The organism is Alkalibacterium pelagium, from assembly GCF_900109325.1.
In the GTDB taxonomy this organism is placed as follows: domain Bacteria; phylum Bacillota; class Bacilli; order Lactobacillales; family Carnobacteriaceae_A; genus Alkalibacterium; species Alkalibacterium pelagium.
Genome location: NZ_FNZU01000002.1, coordinates 26,443 through 47,548, shown reverse-complemented (window position 1 = coordinate 47,548; position 21,106 = coordinate 26,443). Strand labels below are relative to the sequence as shown.

The 21,106-nt window shown below is 43.5% G+C and carries 17 protein-coding genes; 15 read left to right on the top strand and 2 right to left on the bottom strand.

The window, feature by feature from the left end:
* Window positions 1–27: 27 nt before the first annotated feature.
* The 10 genes from dnaK to dtd all read left to right on the top strand — a co-directional run bounded on the left by dnaK (window position 28) and on the right by dtd (window position 12,465).
* Window positions 28–1,869, top strand: coding sequence for a molecular chaperone DnaK (dnaK, locus tag BMX79_RS01930; protein WP_091478665.1), 1,842 nt, complete (start codon window positions 28–30; stop codon window positions 1,867–1,869).
* Between the two features lie 165 nt (window positions 1,870–2,034).
* Window positions 2,035–3,198, top strand: coding sequence for a molecular chaperone DnaJ (dnaJ, locus tag BMX79_RS01925; protein WP_091478663.1), 1,164 nt, complete (start codon window positions 2,035–2,037; stop codon window positions 3,196–3,198).
* 241 nt (window positions 3,199–3,439) lie between these two features.
* Window positions 3,440–5,263 carry a translation elongation factor 4 gene (gene lepA / locus BMX79_RS01920; protein WP_091478661.1) on the top strand — a complete coding sequence of 608 codons (1,824 nt, stop codon included), beginning with the start codon at window positions 3,440–3,442 and terminating at the stop codon, window positions 5,261–5,263.
* Between the two features lie 272 nt (window positions 5,264–5,535).
* A complete protein-coding gene (locus BMX79_RS01915) occupies window positions 5,536–6,807 on the top strand; it encodes an HlyC/CorC family transporter (protein ID WP_091478660.1) in 1,272 nt (423 codons plus the stop codon).
* Window positions 6,808–6,838: 31 nt separating this feature from the next.
* Window positions 6,839–7,462: a DNA-3-methyladenine glycosylase gene (locus tag BMX79_RS01910; RefSeq protein ID WP_091478658.1), complete on the top strand. Its 624-nt coding sequence runs from the start codon at window positions 6,839–6,841 to the stop codon at window positions 7,460–7,462.
* 13 nt (window positions 7,463–7,475) lie between these two features.
* Window positions 7,476–8,027, top strand: a complete 552-nt coding sequence (locus BMX79_RS01905; protein ID WP_091478656.1) for a DUF3013 family protein — start codon at window positions 7,476–7,478, stop codon at window positions 8,025–8,027.
* Window positions 8,005–8,958 carry a 50S ribosomal protein L11 methyltransferase gene (gene prmA / locus BMX79_RS01900; RefSeq protein WP_091478655.1) on the top strand — a complete coding sequence of 318 codons (954 nt, stop codon included), beginning with the start codon at window positions 8,005–8,007 and terminating at the stop codon, window positions 8,956–8,958. The genes BMX79_RS01905 and prmA overlap by 23 nt, the downstream gene beginning before the upstream one ends.
* 5 nt (window positions 8,959–8,963) lie before the next feature.
* On the top strand, window positions 8,964–9,632 hold the full coding sequence (deoC, locus tag BMX79_RS01895) for a deoxyribose-phosphate aldolase (RefSeq protein WP_091478653.1): 669 nt from the start codon (window positions 8,964–8,966) through the stop codon (window positions 9,630–9,632).
* Window positions 9,633–9,776: 144 nt separating this feature from the next.
* Window positions 9,777–11,990, top strand: a complete 2,214-nt coding sequence (locus BMX79_RS01890) for a RelA/SpoT family protein (RefSeq protein WP_091478652.1) — start codon at window positions 9,777–9,779, stop codon at window positions 11,988–11,990.
* Window positions 11,991–12,018: 28 nt separating this feature from the next.
* Window positions 12,019–12,465 carry a D-aminoacyl-tRNA deacylase gene (gene dtd, locus BMX79_RS01885; RefSeq protein ID WP_091478650.1) on the top strand — a complete coding sequence of 149 codons (447 nt, stop codon included), beginning with the start codon at window positions 12,019–12,021 and terminating at the stop codon, window positions 12,463–12,465.
* A 91-nt stretch (window positions 12,466–12,556) separates the two neighbouring features.
* Here the strand turns inward: dtd and BMX79_RS01880 are convergent, their stop codons facing one another.
* Window positions 12,557–13,888, bottom strand: a complete 1,332-nt coding sequence (locus BMX79_RS01880; RefSeq protein WP_091478649.1) for an N-acetylmuramoyl-L-alanine amidase family protein — start codon at window positions 13,886–13,888, stop codon at window positions 12,557–12,559.
* Window positions 13,889–14,395: 507 nt separating this feature from the next.
* Here BMX79_RS01880 and hisS point away from each other — a divergent pair.
* From hisS to BMX79_RS01855, 5 genes are all read left to right on the top strand, one after another.
* Window positions 14,396–15,703 carry a histidine--tRNA ligase gene (gene hisS / locus BMX79_RS01875; protein WP_091478647.1) on the top strand — a complete coding sequence of 436 codons (1,308 nt, stop codon included), beginning with the start codon at window positions 14,396–14,398 and terminating at the stop codon, window positions 15,701–15,703.
* Between the two features lies 1 nt (window position 15,704).
* Window positions 15,705–17,489, top strand: a complete 1,785-nt coding sequence (gene aspS / locus BMX79_RS01870; protein WP_091478646.1) for an aspartate--tRNA ligase — start codon at window positions 15,705–15,707, stop codon at window positions 17,487–17,489.
* 1 nt (window position 17,490) lies between these two features.
* The gene (locus BMX79_RS01865; RefSeq protein WP_091478644.1) at window positions 17,491–18,390 is read left to right on the top strand and encodes a deoxyribonuclease IV; all 900 of its coding nucleotides are present in this window, start codon (window positions 17,491–17,493) and stop codon (window positions 18,388–18,390) included.
* A gap of 79 nt (window positions 18,391–18,469) precedes the next feature.
* On the top strand, window positions 18,470–19,153 hold the full coding sequence (locus BMX79_RS01860) for an NAD(P)H-hydrate epimerase (RefSeq protein ID WP_091478643.1): 684 nt from the start codon (window positions 18,470–18,472) through the stop codon (window positions 19,151–19,153).
* A complete protein-coding gene (locus BMX79_RS01855; RefSeq protein WP_091478641.1) occupies window positions 19,137–20,075 on the top strand; it encodes a tocopherol cyclase family protein in 939 nt (312 codons plus the stop codon). The genes BMX79_RS01860 and BMX79_RS01855 overlap by 17 nt, the downstream gene beginning before the upstream one ends.
* 68 nt (window positions 20,076–20,143) lie before the next feature.
* Here the strand turns inward: BMX79_RS01855 and BMX79_RS01850 are convergent, their stop codons facing one another.
* Window positions 20,144–20,911: a helix-turn-helix transcriptional regulator gene (locus BMX79_RS01850; protein WP_091478639.1), complete on the bottom strand. Its 768-nt coding sequence runs from the start codon at window positions 20,909–20,911 to the stop codon at window positions 20,144–20,146.
* Between the last annotated feature and the right edge of the window lie 195 nt (window positions 20,912–21,106).

Below are 21,106 nucleotides of genomic sequence, written 5' to 3'. Positions count from 1 at the left end.
CTATAGAAAGCAAAAGGTGATTTGAATATGGGTAAAGTAATCGGAATCGACTTAGGAACAACGAACTCTGCAGTCGCAGTTCTTGAAGGCGGAGAAGCTAAAATTATTCCTAATAAAGAAGGTAACCGTACAACTCCATCAGTTGTATCATTTAAAAATGGAGAAATTCAAGTAGGGGAAGTGGCTAAGCGTCAGGCTATCACAAACCCGAACACTGTCATCTCTATCAAACGTCACATGGGTGAAGACTTTAAAGTTGAAGCTGAAGGCAAGTCTTATTCACCTCAGCAGGTATCAGCATTCATTCTTCAGCACCTGAAAGATTATGCAGAAGACTACCTCGGTGAAGACGTAACTAACGCAGTCATCACTGTTCCTGCATACTTCAATGATTCACAGCGTCAGGCTACAAAAGATGCTGGTAAAATTGCCGGCCTGGAAGTTGACCGTATCGTAAACGAACCGACTGCTGCTTCACTTGCTTATGGTCTGGATAAAGTAGATAAAGACGAAAAAATCCTGGTATTTGACTTAGGTGGCGGAACATTCGATGTATCTATCCTTGAACTGGGAGACGGCGTATTCGAAGTTATGGCAACTGCCGGAGACAACCACTTGGGTGGAGACGACTTTGACGAAAAAATCATCGACTATCTAGTTGCTGAATTCAAGAAAGAAAACGGCGTAGACTTAGGTAAAGACAAAATGGCTCTTCAGCGTCTGAAAGATGCAGCTGAAAAAGCTAAAAAAGACTTATCTGGCGTATCTTCTACTCAGATCAGCCTGCCGTTCATCAGTGCAGGAGAATCTGGTCCATTGCACCTTGAAATGACACTGACTCGTGCCAAGTTCGACGAAATCACTGACGACCTGGTTACACGCACGAAGAACCCTGTCCGTCAGGCACTTAAAGATGCTGGACTATCTAAATCTGACATCGATGAAGTCATCCTTGTCGGTGGATCAACGCGTATCCCAGCTGTTGTTGAAGCTGTTAAAGCTGAAACAGGCAAAGAGCCCAACCGTTCCGTAAACCCTGATGAAGTTGTTGCTATGGGAGCAGCGATCCAAGGTGGAGTTATTTCAGGTGAAGTTAAAGACATCGTTCTGCTTGATGTAACCCCACTATCTCTAGGAATCGAAACAATGGGTGGCGTATTTACTAAACTGATCGACAGAAATACAACGATCCCAACAAGTAAATCTCAAGTATTTTCTACTGCTGCCGACAATCAGCCTGCGGTTGACGTACACGTGCTTCAAGGTGAGCGTCCAATGGCTAAAGACAATAAAACACTGGGCCGTTTCCAATTGACGGATATTCCACCAGCACCTCGTGGAGTGCCTCAAATCGAAGTTTCATTCGATATCGACAAGAACGGTATTGTAAATGTTTCTGCTAAAGATTTGGGAACAGGTAAAGAACAGAAAATCACAATCAAATCTTCATCTGGTCTTTCTGAAGAAGAAATTGAGCGTATGGTGAAAGAAGCAGAAGAAAACGCTGAAGCAGACAAAAAACGTAAAGAAGAAGTTGAACTGCGTAATGAAGCTGACCAGCTAGTCTTCCAGATCGACAAGACTTTGAAAGAGCTTGAAGGTAAGGTTGACGAAGCAGACATCAAGAAAGCAGAAGATGCTCGTGATGAGCTGAAAACTGCACTTGAAAACGATGACCTTGAAGAAATCAAGACGAAGCGTGACGCACTGAATGAAATTGTTCAGGAAATGTCAGTCAAACTATATGAACAGGCTGCAGCTCAGCAGGCAGAAGCTGAAGGAGCAGAAGGCGATGCTCAGACAGACGCCGGTTCAGCTGACGACAACGTTGTCGATGCAGACTTTGAAGAAGTAGACGACGAAGAATAATTGAAGTAAGATAAGAAGAGAAGAAAGCACTTTTAAAGCACCACAAACAAGTGCTTTCTTTCTTTTTGAAATGAGATACAGCCCCTGTAGCTGCTGTGCAAGAAGCCTAACAGTCGTAGGACTCAGCTCTACAGAGACGCGGGACAGTAGCAATGGAGGAATAGTATGCCTGAAAAAGAAGATTTTTATGACCTACTAGGAGTTTCTAAAAATGCTTCTAAAGATGAAATTAAAAAAGCTTACCGAAAGCTTTCAAAAAAATATCACCCGGATATCAGTGACGCTCCGGATGCTGACGAGAAGTTCAAACAAATCTCTGAAGCCTACGAAGTGTTGAGTGATGACCAGAAGCGTGCAGCATACGATCAGTATGGACATGCCTCAACTGATCCGAACTTCGGTGCAGGAGGCGGCTTTGGTGGCGGCTTCGGCGGTGGCCAGGGTGGATTCGGCGGCGGATTCGAAGATATCTTCGACCAGTTCTTTGGTGGGGGCGGTTCAAGACGTCGTAATCCGAATGCCCCTCGTCAAGGTGAGGATCTGCAGTATGTCATGGATCTTAAGTTTGAAGAAGCCATCTTTGGTAAAGAAACAACAATTCGATATAATCGTGAAGAGACATGTGACACGTGTGCCGGATCCGGAGCAAAACCGGGCACCAGCCCACAGACCTGTTCACAGTGTCACGGTGCCGGTGCGGTGAATGTTGAGCGTAACACGCCATTCGGACGCGTCATGACCCAGCAGACCTGCCCGACATGTAATGGGTCCGGACAGGAAATCAAAGAGAAGTGTACGACTTGTCATGGATCAGGGCACAACAAAAAACAGCATTCTGTTAAAGTGACTGTACCTGCCGGTGTTGAAGACGGCAATCAGATGCGCGTACAGAACCAGGGAGATGCCGGAGTCAACGGTGGCCCTTATGGGGATCTGTATGTCGTATTCCGAGTCAAGCCTTCTGAACTGTTTGACCGCAGAGGATCAGAAATTTACTTTGAACTGCCGATCAATGTCGTTCAGGCTGCTTTGGGTGATGAGCTTGAAGTGCCGACTGTCCACGGTAAAGTGAAGTTCAAGATCCCGGCTGGTACACAGCCAGGCACGACTTTCAGACTGAGAGGTAAAGGGGCACCAAGACTGAGAGGTACCGGAAACGGGGATCAGCACATCAAAGTCCGTGTCGTTGTTCCTGAAAAAGTCACGGAAGAACAGGCTAAGCACCTGAGAAATTTTGCGCAGGCCAGCGAATATGATGACGTGGTCGAGCAGGGTGATGGTTCGTTTTTTTCGAAAGTAAAGGACGCCTTTAAGGACAAGAATAAATAATCAGATACACGCTCTCATTAAAGCAGACCAGCATGTCTGCATTAATGAGAGCGTGATTTTATATTTTTCTAACAGAGTGAGTCATCTGTAGTTGTCAGATAATAAATGTGAAAGTATTCAGGTTATAATGTGTCACAACAGAGACCAAGATCAGTGAGGAAGCCAGGCAGACATTGTACTCTCCTGCCATCGTTGGTATAATAGTAAGGAATGTTTTTAGAGGAATGAGGAAAATATAGCAATGGATAAAAAACAAGCAAGAGAACGACAGAAGAAAATCAGAAACTTTTCGATCATTGCCCATATCGACCACGGGAAGTCCACTTTGGCCGACAGGATTCTTCAGCTGACACATACAGTAGCTGACCGTGAAATGCAGGAACAGCTGCTTGATTCTATGGATCTTGAAAGAGAACGCGGAATCACGATCAAGTTGAATACCGTCGAAGTTCAGTACCAGGCTAAAGATGGGGAGACCTACATCCTTCACCTGATCGATACACCTGGACATGTCGACTTCACCTATGAAGTCTCTCGTAGTCTGGCTGCATGTGAAGGAGCGATTCTAGTAGTGGATGCGGCACAAGGTGTTGAAGCACAGACACTGGCTAACGTTTATCTTGCACTGGATAATGAACTGGAAATCCTGCCGATTATAAACAAGATCGACCTGCCTGCTGCAGATCCCGAACGTGTCAGAAAAGAAGTAGAAGATATTATTGGTCTGGATGCAAGTGAAGCTGTCCTGGCCAGTGCGAAAACAGGAATTGGTATTGAGGAAATATTGGAACAGGTTGTCGCAAAAGTTCCTGCTCCTGAAGGGGACATTGATAACCCACTGAAAGCACTCATTTTTGATTCTGCCTATGATGCATACAGAGGAGTAGTCCTGAACATCAGAGTTATGGATGGGACACTCAAGAAGGGCGATACCATTCAGATGATGAGTAACGGCAAGACATTCGAAGTGACTGAAGTCGGTGTCTTCTCGCCTAAACCGATCGAGAGAGAGGCCCTGATGGTTGGGGACGTAGGTTACGTCACGGCGAACATCAAGACAGTTAAAGATACACAAGTCGGGGACACCCTTACTTTAGCAAATAATCCGACAGATAAAGCCCTGCCGGGTTACCGTGAAATGGTTCCGATGGTATTCTGCGGGATGTATCCGACTGATTCTTCCAGGTATGAAGACTTGCGTGAAGCCCTCGAACGTCTGCAGCTGAACGATGCGGCACTGAAATTCGAAGCAGAAACCTCTCAGGCTCTAGGCTTCGGATTCCGTTGTGGATTCCTTGGCATGCTTCACATGGATGTCATCCAGGAACGTCTGGAGCGGGAATTCAACCTCGACCTGATTACGACAGCGCCGTCTGTTATCTATCACATCAACAAGACCGACGGAGAACAAGTTACTGTTTCTAACCCTGCTGATATGCCTGAACCGCAGGAAATCGAATCAGTGGAAGAGCCGTATGTCAAAGCGACGATCACTGTACCAAATGATTATGTTGGTGCCGTCATGGAAATTGCTCAGCGTAAGCGTGGCGACTTTATCACGATGGAATATCTGGACGACATCCGAGTCAATGTCATGTACTACATGCCACTGTCTGAAATCGTCTATGACTTCTTCGACCGTCTGAAATCAAGCACTAAAGGCTATGCGTCCCTGGATTATCAGGAAGCCGGCTACCGCGTCAGCAACCTGGTGAAAATGGATATCCTGATCCACGGAGACAAAGTCGATGCCTTGAGCTTCATCGTGCACAAGGACTTCTCTTATGCCAGAGGACGTTCAGTTGTGGAACAGCTGAAACAGACGATTCCAAGACAGCAGTTTGAAATTCCAATTCAGGCTGCAATCGGTCAGAACATCGTGTCCCGTTCAACAGTTAAAGCCTACCGTAAAGACGTTACGGCCAAGCTGTACGGAGGAGACGTCACCCGTCGTCAGAAGCTTCTGAAGAAACAGAAAGCCGGTAAGAAACGCATGAAGAACGTCGGAAATGTGGAGATTCCACAAGAGGCCTTCATGAGTGTTCTTAATTTGGATGACGAATGAGTGCAATGAAAAGTATATTAGTCACTTAACTGAATCAAATAAGCCTTCCATCTTTCTACAACAAGAGATGGAAGGCTTATTTAATCACATGGAACAAAGAAAAATCTCATATATAGAAGCCTGAAGTTAAGATTAGGAGTGGTGTTATAATTGGAGGGAATAAGTCATTACTTAACTATTCTTACACACTTCTTAATCAGAAAAACTCTGAAAAGATGCTGAAATATGGTACAATAGATAGGACATTACTGGAAAGTAGGGATAGAGATTTAATGGATAATGACAGCTTCAGGAGTATCATTCTGCTGGTTTTACTTGTTTTGTGTTCAGCGTATTTTTCTTCTTCGGAGACAGCTTTTACCTCAGCTAATCGTATCAGACTAAAAAATGAAGCGGAAAATGGAGATGAGCGCTCCAAAAAAACGTTGAAACTTGCAGAAAGTTTCGATTCTGTTTTATCGACAATTTTAATAGGTAATAATATTGTAAATATCGCGATGTCAGCTATTGCGACATTGTTGTTTGTGAACTGGTTTCCGGTATACGGACCAACTTTAGCAACGATTGTCATGACTGTCATCATTCTTTTGTTTGGGGAAATTACACCTAAGACCATAGCCAAGGAAAAATCAGAGCAGCTTGCAAAAAGTGCGACGCCTCTGATACATTTTCTTATGCTTGTATTTAAACCTGTTCTATGGCTGCTTCAGAAATGGAAAGTTATGCTTGATAAAGTCTTTAATTTTGATGGGGATGAAGTCATCAGTGAGGACGAACTGCTCTCCATTGTAGATGAAGCCGAGAGTGGCGGAAGTATTGAGGATCATGAGCACCAGCTCGTCAGATCTGCAATCGAATTCGATGACCTTGAAGTGTCCTCAATTCTGATGCCCAGGGTGGATGTAATCGGTTGTGAACTCGATACACCAGATGAAGAAATCGAAGACTTGTTCATGACACACAATTACTCCAGACTGATTGTTTACGATGATACGATTGATGACGTCATCGGTGTTCTTCATGAAAAAGATTTTAACCGGTATTTGAAAGCCAAGAAGCAGGCTGGACGAAACCCGTCACTTCTGACCGTAGTGAAAGAAGTGATCTTTGTGCCGCCCGTCATGAACTTGTCTAAGCTTCTCAGAACCATGCAGCTGAAAAAGACGCATATGGCAGTAGTTACTGACGAACATGGTGGGACGATCGGGATAGCGACCATGGAAGATGTTCTGGAAGAACTGGTTGGAGAAATCTGGGATGAGTACGATATTATTGAAGAAGAAGTTGAAGAAATTATTGAAGGGACGCGCTATAAGGTTAAAGGGACTGCGAATCTTGATAAGATTTTCGAAATCTTTGGCATTCAGGAAGCAGATCAGTACGTATCGAATACGGTGAGTGGATTTGTCATTGAAGAACTCGGGCAGTTCCCTGAAGAGGGAGACGAATTCGTCTATCACAACATGAAAGTCACGGTCACTTTGGTTCGAAACCGACGCGTGCTTGAAATCCAGATTGACTATACGCCAATTGAAGAAGACTAGACAGATGGACAGGAGAGAGTAAACCGTTCCTATGACATTTTTGAAAAATCCTATGTTAACAACTGAAGAAGTCGCACAGAAGCTTTTAGGCTGTCTGCTGATCAGTCAGCATGGAGAGACTCAGACATCCGGCTGGATCGTTGAGACAGAAGCATATGTCGGAGTCATTGACGAGGCCTGTCACAGCTTTGAAGGCAAGCGGACACCGAGACTCGAATCTATGTATCAGGAAGCCGGTACGCTATACGTATATCAAATGCATACGCACAAGATGCTCAATATCGTTACGCGGTCTTCTAAAGAACCCGAAGCTGTACTGATTCGAGCCATTGAACCTTACGAAGGGATATCCGTGCTGGAAGAACGAAGAAACAAGACTGGTATTCAGGCCACAGATGGACCTGGTAAACTGACTAAGGCAATGGCTGTCACTATGGCAGATAACGGATCAGTGTCTGATGCTCCTCCAGTCTATATCGATCCGTCGACGAGACGGCTGCCAGGTAGTGTTGAACGTTCTAAACGTATCGGAATACCTAATAAAGGACAATGGACTGATGCTTTGTTAAGATATAGTGTAAGAGGGAACCCTTACGTGTCACGTAGAAAAGGAAAGACTGCGGATAACAATGGATGGCGTTCTGTATTAGACTAGAGGAGGAGCAAGAATGACTGACAGTTTGATTGACTATATTGATGATGAGCTGAAAAAGTTACTGCCTAATTTCAAATGGAGACTGGTTAAGGACAGCAAGAAAAAGATGATCGAGTTGTATGTGACCTTTCACGTTGAGACTGAAGATGACATACAGGTTCAGGATGCGGTGGGTCAGAACAATGAGCCGGGGATCGTTCAATTCGAGGATGTCCTGTGCTTCTATGATCCGGCGTATTCCCACGTCAGACCGCAGAATTATCTGACTGCAATTTCGTTCGACAGCCATGCTGGGCTTGAAAAGGGCTACGTCGATGCCGTTCTTAGACAGATCAACTTGACTACAAAGCAGGGGATGGTCGATCTGAGAGAATTTCTCGAAGATGATTTTGCTGGTGAGTTCAAGTTGAACTGGAACGAGAAGAATATGGATAGCCTGATTCAGACCATGAAAGATACAGACCGGTACGATGAAACCAAACTTAAAATGATATTGGAAGATGACCAGTCATTTTTTGAAAAATTAACAGAGGATGATGAGCATGACGGAGTGGAAAGAGTTTAGTGTAGCGATTAGCAGTGAAGCATCTGAACCTGTTTCAGCTATAATGAGTGAACTGGGTTCTGCAGGTGTGTCGGTAGCGGATCGTAATGATTTTCTCACACTTCCAGAGTACGGATTCGACACACTGTGGGAGCTTGACGAATCAAAGTTTCCAAAAGATGGGGTCATTATTAAAGGCTACTTCAATAACCATGACGATCTGGAGACTGTCGAAAAAGAGCTGAATGCCCGGATCGCCAGACTTGAAGAATATGGCATTACTACTGGATCTTACTCAATCGAAGTGACGGATGTCGTAGAAGAAGAATGGGCTAACGCCTGGAAGAAGCATTACCATCCTGTACCTGTGACGCGTTTTATGACTATTGTTCCGCAGTGGGAAGAATACACGCCTCAGTTCATTGATGAACGAATATGCTATCTTGATCCGGGTCTGGCCTTCGGGACAGGAACACATCCGACAACTCAGCTCTGCATTCAAGCTCTGGAAACAGTTATCAAAAAAGGGGATACGGTACTGGATGTCGGCACAGGATCTGGTGTCCTGTCGATTGCCAGTGCGTTATATGGCGCAGGTAAGATCAAGGCGTATGATCTTGATGAAGTGGCTGTGACATCCGCCCGCTCTAATATCAAGCTGAATAATCTTGAAGAGAGCATTGATGTCAGAGCTAATAACCTGCTTCAAGGTGTCGATGAAAAAGCAGACATTATTGTAGCGAATATTCTAGCAGACATTATCCTGCTGTTTGTAGAAGATGCCTACGAGAAACTTAATGATAATGGACTGTTCATCACATCCGGTATTATTTCTGAAAAGAAAGACCAGGTTGTTGAAGAACTCATTAAATATAACTTTGAAATCGTCCAGGTCAATCAGATGAAAGACTGGATCGTTATCATTGCAAAAAAAGAAAATAAGGACGTGTAATCACAATGGAAAACATTGAAAAATATATTGACCACACTTTGCTTAAACCAGAATCAACAGATTTAGCTATTCAGCAGGCGTGTCTGGATGCAAAAGAATATAAATTCAAAGCCGTATGCATTCAGCCTGTCTGGGTAAAGTACGCTTCTGACTTACTTAAGGATTCTGATGTAAACACCTGTACGGTCATCGGTTTTCCTCTTGGAGCAAATTCAACTAAAGTCAAGGCTTTTGAAGCTGAACAGGCTGTTAAAGATGGCGCGACCGAAGTGGATATGGTCATCAATATAGGGGCACTTAAGAGTGAAGATTTTGCTATGGTACATGATGACATTAAAGCGGTCGTCGATGCAGTTAAAGGCAAAGCAATTGTAAAAGTGATCATTGAAACAAGTTTGCTTACTGACAATGAAAAAGTAAGAGCATGTGAAATTTCCAAACGTGCCGGTGCTGATTTTGTCAAAACGTCAACTGGTTTCTCTACAGGAGGAGCAACAGTGGAAGACATCAGACTGATGCGCAAGACTGTAGGAAAAGAAATGGGAGTCAAAGCATCTGGCGGAGTCCGTACGATCGAGGACGCCAAAGCGATGATCGAAGCCGGAGCGACACGTATCGGTACGTCCAACGGAATCGCACTGGTTGAAGGAAACGAAGCAACAGAGTCTTATTAATTAAGATCAGCGACGTGTTCTTGAAGTCTTTTCTCAAAAACGATATACTAATAGAAGAAGCAACCAGCACTCACTGAGGTGCTGGTTTTCTTATCATTTAAATTAAATCATTTAAGAACCTAATATGGAATGAAGGTGAACGATGTGCCACAGAATAAAGATTATACGCCTCAGGAGGTCATTGCCCTCTGTTTAACATATATGAACAGCGAGCATGTAGCGTTCGTAAAGAAGGCTTTTGACCTTGCAGATAAAGCACACGAAGGCCAGATGAGAAAATCCGGAGAAGCCTATATCATGCACCCGGTTCAGGTTGCAGGCATTCTTGCTGAACTTAGAATGGACCCTGTCACGGTTGCCACAGGATTTCTCCACGATGTCGTCGAAGATACGGACTACACTTACCAGGATCTTTCAGATATTTTTTCACCAGAAGTTGCCGATCTGGTCGATGGAGTAACAAAACTAGGTAAAATTAAATTCAAATCGAAACAGGAGCACCAGGCAGAGAATCATCGTAAGATGCTTCTAGCAATGGCTCAGGATGTACGAGTCGTATTGGTGAAACTGGCTGACAGACTGCATAATATGCGGACACTCAAACATCACCGACCAGAAAAGCAGAGAGACATAGCTATTGAAACACTTGAAATCTATGCGCCGCTGGCGGACCGTTTAGGGATCAACCGGATGAAGTGGGAACTGGAAGATACTTCTTTGCGCTACATGAACCCTCAGCAGTATTACCGAATCGTTCATCTGATGAATTCAAGAAGAGAAGACCGGGAAAATTATATTGATGATGCGAAACAGGCCATTCAGGAATCCGTAGAAGAACTAGGTATCGAAGCTCAGATAACAGGACGTCCGAAGCACATCTATTCGATTTACAAGAAAATGAAAAGTCAGAAAAAGCAGTTCAATGAAATTTATGACCTGCTGGCGATTCGTATCATTGTTGAATCCATCAAGGACTGCTATGCGGTATTGGGAGCAATCCATACCAGATGGAAACCGATGCCGGGCCGATTCAAGGATTATATCGCCATGCCGAAAGCCAACATGTATCAGTCGCTTCATACGACTGTTCTGGGTCCAAATGCAACGCCGCTGGAAGTACAGATTCGAACCATTAAAATGCATGAAATTGCTGAGTACGGGGTAGCTGCTCACTGGGCTTATAAGGAAGGTATTTCAACTAAACTGGATAATGATCAGTTGAGTGAACATATCTCATGGTTCAGAGACATCCTTGAACTTCAAAGCGAGTCAAGAAATGCCAGCGACTTTATGGATTCAATCAAGCAGGATATCTTTAAGGATAAAGTTTACGTGTTCAGTCCTAAAGGGGACGTTATGGAACTCCCTTCAGGATCAAGTACTCTTGATTTTGCTTATCATGTCCATACAGAAGTGGGAAATAAATCGATGGGGGCTAAAGTGAACGGGAAGATCGTTCCGTTGAACTACAAGCTGAAAACCGGAGATATCGTTGAAATGCTGACGTCGTCAAATTCATTCGGTCCAAGTAGAGACTGGCTGAACTATGTCAATACGTCCAAAGCTAAGAATAAGATCAAGCGTTTCTTCAAGACTCAGGAAAAAGAGCAGAATGTTGAACGAGGGAAAGAGATTCTTGAGAAGCTTCTGATCGATATGGAGTTCAATCCTAAGCAGATTCTAAAGAAAGATAATATTCTTAAAGTTGCTGAACGTTTCAATTATCATAATGAAGAAGATTTGTATGCTGCAATCGGTTATGGTGAGCTGAAAAGCGCAACGATAGCCAACCGCCTGACTGATAAGGAACGCAGAGACAGAGAAAAAGATCAGATTCAACTGGATGATAAGAGTGGAAACATTGAACTCAAGAACAAAAAAGAACCTGAAAAAATGAAGATTCGTCATGAAGGTGGAGTCGTCATTCAGGGAGCAGATAATCTGCTGATTCGTTTAAGCAAGTGCTGCAACCCTGTTCCCGGTGATGAAATTGTTGGGTACATCACCCGAGGTAGAGGGGTATCGATTCATAGGGTCGACTGTCCCAATATACAGGGGACAGATGACCAGGTTAATCGCCTGATCGATGTCGAATGGGAATCCAGTGATTCTAAAAAAGAATACGACGCTGAACTGCAGATTGAAGGCTACGACCGTTCCGGTTTTCTTAATGAAATTCTTCAGGTCATCAATTCTCAAACAAGCAAGCTGAGCAATGTCAACGGCAAGCTCGACAAGAGTGGGACAGCCATTATTAAACTGACGCTGTCTATACAGAACCTGAAAGAACTGGAACAGATCGTAGATAAAATAAAAACAGTACCGGATGTTTATTCAGTCAAACGAATTACATCTTAGAAAGTAACGAGACTACAGGAGGATTATTGTGAGAGCCGTCATACAGAGAGCATCAAAAGCAAAGGTCACAGTGGAAGCAGAAACCGTTGGAGCGATTGGAAAGGGATTTGTCGTTCTACTTGGTGTAGAAGAAAGTGATACAGAAGAAGATGTCGTTTATCTAGTCAGGAAAATTGCCAATATGCGAATCTTTGAGGATGACAATGAAAAAATGAACCGGTCCCTTAAAGATGTAGAAGGTGAGATTTTATCAATATCTCAGTTTACTTTGCACGCGGACACTAAAAAAGGTAATCGTCCTAGTTTTACAGCTGCTGCAGGCCCGGAACAGGCTGCTGCTTTATATGAATCTTTCAATAACCAGCTCTCTGCTGAGGGGATCAATGTAGCAACTGGAAAATTCGGTGCCCACATGGAAGTCAGTCTGGTTAACGATGGTCCTGTTACGATCCTTATCGATTCAAAAAATAAATAAGACAAAAACCCCTGACCTATCAATTATGGATCAGGGGTTTTCTACTGTTCTGAATTGTATTTTCTAATAAAAGATATCTTTTTCTTTAGCTTTATGGAGCAAAGTATTCTCCCAGCCCCTGATGGATGGCCTCAGCGACTGTCTGCTGGTAGCCAGGGGTATTGACGATCGTGATATCGTGATCGTTATCCAGATAGCCAAGCTCAAGCAGAATGGATGGCTGAGCATTATTTCTAAGAACGGAATAGTTGCCGTGACGGACACCGTTGTTTTTAAGTGGTCCTTGTTGACTCAGTTTTGTATTAATGGTATCCGCCAAGTCTCTTTCGGATTCAGAATAATAGTAGGTTGTTGTGCCGCTCATCGTATTTGGGATTTCAAGCGCATCATAGTGAATGCTGATAAAGGCATCAGCTCTAGCACGGTGGGCATAATAAACACGGTCATTCAAAGTAACGAATGAGTCATCACTTCTGGTTAGGATGACATTTGCTCCGGATCTTTCCAATATCTCGGCAAGTCTTAATGACGTGCTCAGTGCGACTTCACTTTCAGTAAAGCCAGTTTTGGCAACTGCACCAGGATCATGCCCGCCGTGACCGGCATCGATGACGATTGTTGCTTCAGCCAGACTGCTCGCATATTGTGCTTGAGGAGCAGCTTCAGCAGCCTGTACAGTTGAAGAATCTTCAGTGTCCACTGCTTCAGCCAGACAGCTTGCGACATACGCCAGTTTTCCATCTGTCAGTCTGATTCCATACCAGTCGTCTGTTTCTTCTATGACAGTATATTCGGATACGTCATTGACTGTCATAACTATAGGTGTATCAGTACCTGGGCCTTGTCTCAGATTAGTAGGTCCCATGCCAATACGAATCTGTTTTACTTCATTGTCTGAAGATGCCAGTGTGGCAGGTGTTCCTTCAAGGCGTTCAACGTAATCGGAGTGGATCCAGGCTACTCGGTTATTGAAGAGGATCTGAATCCAGTTATTTTCACTATACAGAATCTCATACTCTTCTCCTGAATGTACGGTGCCAAGGATAGGGGACTCTGTAGTGGAGAACTGGCGAACATTCACTTCGTTCCCTGTGATGCGTCCAGTCGCTCGATTATCTACAGTAACCTCCTCATTTTCTACAAGCCAGCTGGCTACCCAGCCGATGTCATTATTTGACAGTCTGACTTTATACCACTGATTGTCTTCGCCAAGCACATGCAAATGCTCGTCTTGATGAACCTGAGTTAGAATTTCATGCGACAGACCGGGACCGTATCTGACATTCAGCGTACTGGCAAGTACAGTTACTCTGTTCTCATTCGCTAATGCCACAAGAGAACCCATGAGCAGGGTAAGAAGGGCGATGATCAGAAAGATAAAAGTCCGTTTACTAAATCGATTATGTATGCTTGCTTGATCCATTATTAAATCTCTCCTTTCATCTGTTTTCTTATATTATACTCAATTTATGAAAATATTAGCAATATATTTTAGAAAATAAGCATGGCAATCAGCTAAATACGTTTAGTTCATTATACATTTTAAATTATATGAATGCCATAACGAGTTGAAAAGGGTTACAGCGTCAAGCTGTATTGACATTCTTTAAGCTTTCTTGTAAGCTAAAAGAACAATTCAAATAGCATGATCCCCGTACTGAGGACTGAAAACTGACTCGTCTCAAAGAGAGAATCTCCCTGGCTGAAAGAGATTCAGATAGACAGTTGAATGACACCTTAGAGGGCTGACGAGGAGGCTCGTCACGTGAGAGCGATAAATCTGTTGAGTGAGAGTACATCATTTCGTACTGTCTGAATTAAGGTGGCACCACGTGATAACCTGACACGTCCTTTTTCTGTTCATTATCTGAACGGGAAAAGGCTTTTTTTGTGGGAAAAAACATGCATATAGAGTGGAGGACTAAGTAAAATGAATTATCAGAAGCTGAAAGGAACAGTTGATCTGTTGCCTGAAGAAACTAGAAAATGGCAGTTTATTGAAGATAAAGCAAGAGATTTGATGCGAACGTACCAATTTAATGAAATTAGAACACCAATGTTTGAACAGCTTGAACTATTTGCCAGAGGGGTAGGAGAAACAAGTGACATTGTCACTAAAGAAATGTATGACTTCAGGGATAAGGGGGACCGGCACATTGCACTACGACCTGAAGGAACTGCTGGTGTAGTCAGAGCATATGTTGAGAATAAGTTGTATGGACCTGAATATCACAAGCCGACTAAGCTGTTCTATATGGGACCGATGTTCCGTTATGAGCGGCCTCAAAGCGGCAGACAGCGTCAGTTCCACCAGATTGGGGTAGAAGTGTTCGGTAGCCGAAATCCGTCAGTTGATGTGGAAACGATGGTTCTGGGAATGGACCTCTTCAAGCAATTTGGTATTACTGATCTGAAACTGGTTATCAATTCGCTGGGGAGCTCAGAGACTAGAAAGATTTACAGAGAGGAACTGATTGCCTATCTGGAGCCTCACCTGGATGATTTGAGTAAGGATTCACAGGTTAGACTATATAAAAATCCATTGAGAGTACTGGACAGTAAAGATAAGAAGGATAAAGAAATCGTCAAAGATGCCCCGTCAATTCTGGACTTTCTGGATGAAGCGTCTAAAGCTCACTTTGAAGCGGTCAAGGGGATGCTTGAAGATTTGGAAATTCCGTACGTCATTGATACTAACATGGTACGGGGGTTGGACTACTATAATGATACGATCTTTGAAGTGATCACCACAAATCCGAAGTTCGGAGCCAATGCAACAGTGTGTGCTGGAGGACGATATGATGGGCTTGTAGAGGAAGTCGGCGGACCGTCCACTCCTGCTTTTGGATTCGGATGCGGACTGGAGCGTCTCGTTCTTCTGCTTGAACACATGGATTTTGACTATCCGGAATTGAATCCGCTCGATGCATACATTGTTACTATGGGAGACCGTGCTGACCAGTCTGCAAATAAACTGGCAAGAATCTTGAGACAGAATGGACTTTCCGTTGAACGGGAATTCATGAATAGAAAAGCCGGAAAACAGTTCAAGACTGCAGATAAACTGAATGCCGATTACGTCTTTACCTTGGGAGACCAGGAAATCGATAATGGAATCGTTCAGGTTAAACGCCTGAGCACTGGCATCCAGACAGAAGTGAGTCTGTCGGAACTGGCGTCAAGCTTCGATGAGACGTTTTCGGCAATGATCAGATCAACAGAAAAAGGAGAAGAATAACATGAAACGAACAGTATATTGTGGGGAAGTCAGACAGTCGCATGAAGACCAGACTGTCACAGTTAAAGGATGGGTCCAGAAAAGAAGAGATCTCGGGGGGATGATCTTTGTAGACCTGAGAGACCGCGAAGGCATCGTTCAAGTCGTATTTAACGGGGAAATCAGTGAAGAAGCTTTAAAAACAGCTGAAACGATCCGTTCTGAGTATATCCTGGAAGTAACAGGGAAAGTGGTTTCCCGTGCCGAAGGACAGAAAAATAAGGATCTGGCTACTGGAGACATTGAAATAGTAGCAGACAGCATTTCAATACTAAGTGAATCCAAGACGCCTGTATTTGATATCAGTGATGCTGTCGACGTATCCGATGACATCCGTCTGAAGTACCGCTACCTGGATTTGAAACGGCCACGCATGCAGAAGAACATGAAACTCCGTCACGACGTGAAGAAGTCATTTAGAGACTTTCTGGATGATCAGGGCTTTCTCGATATTGAGACACCTTACCTGACTAAATCTACTCCAGAAGGCGCACGTGATTATCTCGTTCCGGCTCGTACAAACCAGGGCAAATTCTTTGCTTTGCCACAGTCGCCTCAGCTCTTTAAACAGCTCTTAATGAGTTCAGGTTATGACAAATACTATCAGATCGTCCGCTGCTTCCGAGATGAAGATCTGCGTGGAGACAGACAACCTGAATTTACCCAGGTGGATATCGAGACAAGCTTCATCGAAAAAGAAGACATCCAAGAGCTTATGGAAGACCTTCTGGTTCGTCTGGTTAAAGATGTAAAAGGATTGACGGTAGAAAAACCATTCCCTCGACTGACTTATAAAGAAGCGATGGAACGCTTCGGAAGCGATAAACCTGATTTGCGCTTCGGCATGGAACTTGTGGACTTGAAGGATATTGCCGAACAGTCTTCATTCAAAGTCTTTTCTTCTGCAGTCGAATCAGGCGGCATGGTTAAAGGGCTGACTGTCAAAGGTGCAGCAGATTCCTACTCCCGTAAGAATATCGATGCACTGGAATCAGTAGCGAAGATTTATGGAGCGAAAGGCTTAGCCTGGATGAAAGTGACAGATGAAGGCCTGACTGGTCCGATTTCCAAATTCTTCTCGGAAGAAGACATTCAGACAGCCTTGATGAGTAAAATGGATGCTGCTCCGGGAGACCTGCTGCTGTTTGTTGCAGACAAAGATAAGGTTGTCTACGACGCACTAGGTGCTTTAAGAAGCCATCTAGGTAAGGAACTGGAGCTGATCGACCACTCAAAACTGGCTTTTGCCTGGATCGTCGAATGGCCACTGCTTGAATATGACGAGGAGGAAGGCCGTTATAATGCGGCCCACCACCCATTCACCATGCCTGTAGAATCTGATGTCGAGCTGCTTAAGACATCTCCTGAAAAAGCAATGGCTGATGCCTATGATATCGTGCTGAACGGATATGAAATCGGTGGAGGATCAATCAGGATCCATAATCGAGCGGTGCAGGAAGATATGCTCAATGCATTAGGGTTTACTAAAGAAGAGGCTCAGAATCAGTTCGGATTCCTACTTGATGCGCTGGAGTATGGCTTCCCGCCACACGGAGGTATCGCGTTCGGTCTGGACAGACTGGTCATGATCCTGGCCGGAGAAGAGAACATCAGAGAAGTGATTGCCTTTCCTAAGAACGGAAAAGCAATTGATCCATTAACTAGTGCACCTTCAGTAGTATCGCAGGATCAGCTGGATGAACTGAAACTGTCACTTCAGACAACAGAGGAAAAAACGGAGGAATAAAATGGTTTTACTAGGGTCACACGTATCGATGAAAGGGAAAGACATGCTGCTTGGAGCCGCGAAAGATGCAGCTCAATACGGCGGATCCACCTTTATGATATATACAGGTGCGCCTCAGAATACACGACGCAAAGCGATTGAAGATATGAACATTGAGGCCGGTCAGGCGTTCATGCAGGAAAATGCAATTAATGTATCCGATATTGTCGTTCATGCTCCGTATATCATTAATTTAGGGAATACGATTAAGAAGGAAAACTATGCATTTGCGGTAGAATTCATGAAAGATGAGATCAGACGTGCAGAAGCTCTGGGAGCGACTCAGATGACGATGCATCCTGGCGCACACGTCGGAGCGGGCCCGGAAGCGGCTATCGATCAGATTGCTCAAGGGCTGAACGAAATCCTCCACAAGGATCAGACTTTGCAGATTGCTTTGGAAACGATGGCCGGTAAAGGAACCGAAATCGGTCGATCTTTTGAGGAACTGGCTCAGATCATTGAAAAAGTCGAATTGAAAGACAAGGTATCCGTCACAATGGATACCTGCCATATTCATGATGGCGGATATAACGTCAGAGAAGATTTTGAAGGGGTTCTGGATGAGTTTGACCGCATCATCGGTCTGGACAAGCTGAAAGTCATTCATGTCAATGATTCAAAAAATATTCAGGGTGCGGCTAAGGACAGACATGCCAATATCGGATTTGGTGAAATTGGCTTTGATGCGTTGAGCCAGGTGGTTCATCATCCGAAACTGGCACACCTTCCAAAGATTCTTGAAACACCATTTGTTGGCGAAGATAAGAAGAACAAGAAACCGCCATACAAGCATGAAATCATCATGCTGAAGGAAAAAGAGTTCAATCCCGATTTATATGAAGATATTATGAATAGCTGATTACCCGAGAGGAGTTTGTGTAAAAGCAGACTCCTTTTTTGTTATACTAGTTGCAATACTATATGGAAGGAGTCTGGACATGAAAAAAGGTCTAAGTGCAAAGCAGATCAAAGCAATCGATCAGTATATGATCGAGTCGATTGGCATGCCTTCACTTGTGCTGATGGAACGAGCTGCTTTAGCTACAGTAGACGCTATTCTAAAAGACTTTGAGTTCAACAGTGCCCTTATTCTCTGCGGAACTGGGAATAATGGAGGAGACGGAGTAGCAGTAGGGCGTCTGCTTCATCAGGCGGGCAAAGCGGTCACGATAACCCTTGTCGGTGATCCAGAACATGCTTCTGAAGAAACAACTGCGCAGCTGAAGATGGTTCGGAACTTGAACGTGCGATGTATAAACAGCCTTGAGGACAGCTGGCCGGATGACTCAGACACGCTGATTGTCGATGCATTATTCGGCATAGGTCTTGACCGGGAGGTAGAAGATCCTTATCTGGAAGTAATCAGACGAGTAAATAATGGGACATTCAGAACAGTATCTATCGACGTCCCTTCCGGTTTGTCTGCAGACACCGGCTCTGTATTCGGAGATGCTATAAAAGCTGATAAAACATACAGTATCGGTTTCTGGAAAAACGGATTTTCCAATGAAGAATCTGGAACTTATACAGGAGAGATAAGACTTCTGGATATTGGCTATCCATCATTATCTGAGTTGACTCGTATAATAGATCAGGAGGAAAATAATGGCGAACAGATTTAATTTTAGAGGAGAAAACAGAAGAGATAATTATTTTGAAGGATGGTTTATCAAGACGAACGATAAGAAAAATGATTTATCTGTTGCCCTAATCCCTGGAGTTGCACATTTTTCAGAGCAGGAATCATTTGTTCAATATAATATCGTCTATAAAGATACTTATTATAGTGGTAAAATAACTTTCAGCAGAGATGAATTCGATGTTGTTGGAGATCCCCAGACTGTCATGATGCCCAAATTCGTCTTTAATGAAAAAGGGGTAAAGGCGAGCCTGAAAGACGGAGATACTGAGCTGCTTATCGACTTTGATTTTGGTCTGTTTCTACCTATAAGACAGAGTATTTATACTCCAAGCATTATGGGGCCGCTCGAATACTTGAACATGCCATGTAACCACGACATTGTAAGTCTGAGGCATACCGTCAAAGGCAGAATCAGTATTAATGGAGAAGTAATCGAATTGACTGATGCTTTGGGTTATATCGAAAAGGACAGGGGCAGTACTTTCCCTAGCCGTTATGCCTGGGCTCATGCAAATGGATTTGAACATAACAGTGAAGCTACACTGTTTCTCTCTGCTGCTGAACTGGAAAAAGGCCTGTTGAAAAAAGAAGGGGCTATCGCCATCTTTCATGATGGAAAAGAAGAGCATCGGTTCGCTACTTATTATGGAACAGTAACTAATCTGACGGTCAGTCCAGATGACGAGTCTTATACGATTACTATGAAGGATCCGTTCAAAAAACTTGAAGTAACAGTGAGTTTGAAAAACGGGTCAGAGCTGATTGCTCCTATGAATGCCGGCATGGATTATCCGATTAAAGAGACGGTCAAATCTGATATTACAATGACATTCACCCAAAAGAATGGACCGACTTATCATCTCAAAAGTACGAGTGGGGCAGGAGAGCTGGTTAATTGGTAGACAAGTGAACTGGTTAGCACTTACAAAAAAAGGCCTGGACAATTGTCCAGGCCTTTTTGCATCTAGTTTTAAATTTTTTCTCTATCAGGCAATTCTTTTAAATACTTAGTCGGTGTCTGACCTGTAATTTTTTTGAATACTTTTGTGAAATAGGAGTGACTGTTAAATCCTGCCAGATTGGCTACTTCACTTAACTGATGTTCTCCTAAATGGAAGTAATACTTTGCCAGATAGACACGCTGCTGATTAACATAGCCGATAAAAGTATTTCCCGTTTCCTGCTTGAATTTTCGGGCAAGATGTACAGGGTGCATACCGTAAATAGAAGCAATGTTTGTCAGCGTCAGTTCGCCTGTCAGATTCTCTGTGATGTAGCTGACAATCTCTTTCATGACTGTAGAATAACCAGAAGTAGAAAAATGAATGACTGCGTGACAGTACTCTCTGAAAATCTGGAAATAAACGTGTTCTACTAAATAATCTATTGAATCAGCGTCGTTGATAATCATTGAAAACCGCTCAAAAATCAGATGAAGGTAAAGGGGAAGCACCCCACCGTTTTTAGCAGCGATACGAGCATACGTATTGACAGTGACAAGATGACTTTTAAACCGATGAATGAGGTCGTAGTCACTGGTCTGATCCAGATATTCCAGAACTTTCTCTACATCGATTAAATCAAGTGTTTCTTCAAGTAGTTGGCTATTACCGGCTGTTATGGCATCTGACAATTGATCCTGGATTAAATATCGGTAATTCATTGATTCACTTGTGAGCTCCTTGAGTTTGTTGATCCGTTCTTTCTTCAAGGCTTCTTTTTTCTCATGACTCTTCATAAGATCTAATCCTTTCCCAATTGCTATAATCGATAACATCTCCTATGTTAAATATACCATAACATTGAAGAAAATAAACAATATTTGCATAAAAAACGGGTGTTTTTCGAGAATTTTTTTTTAGAAAGGGTAAAATATTAATTTTTTTAGCAGTATAATACTATATTAGAATTATTATTTAATGATACTGGCTCA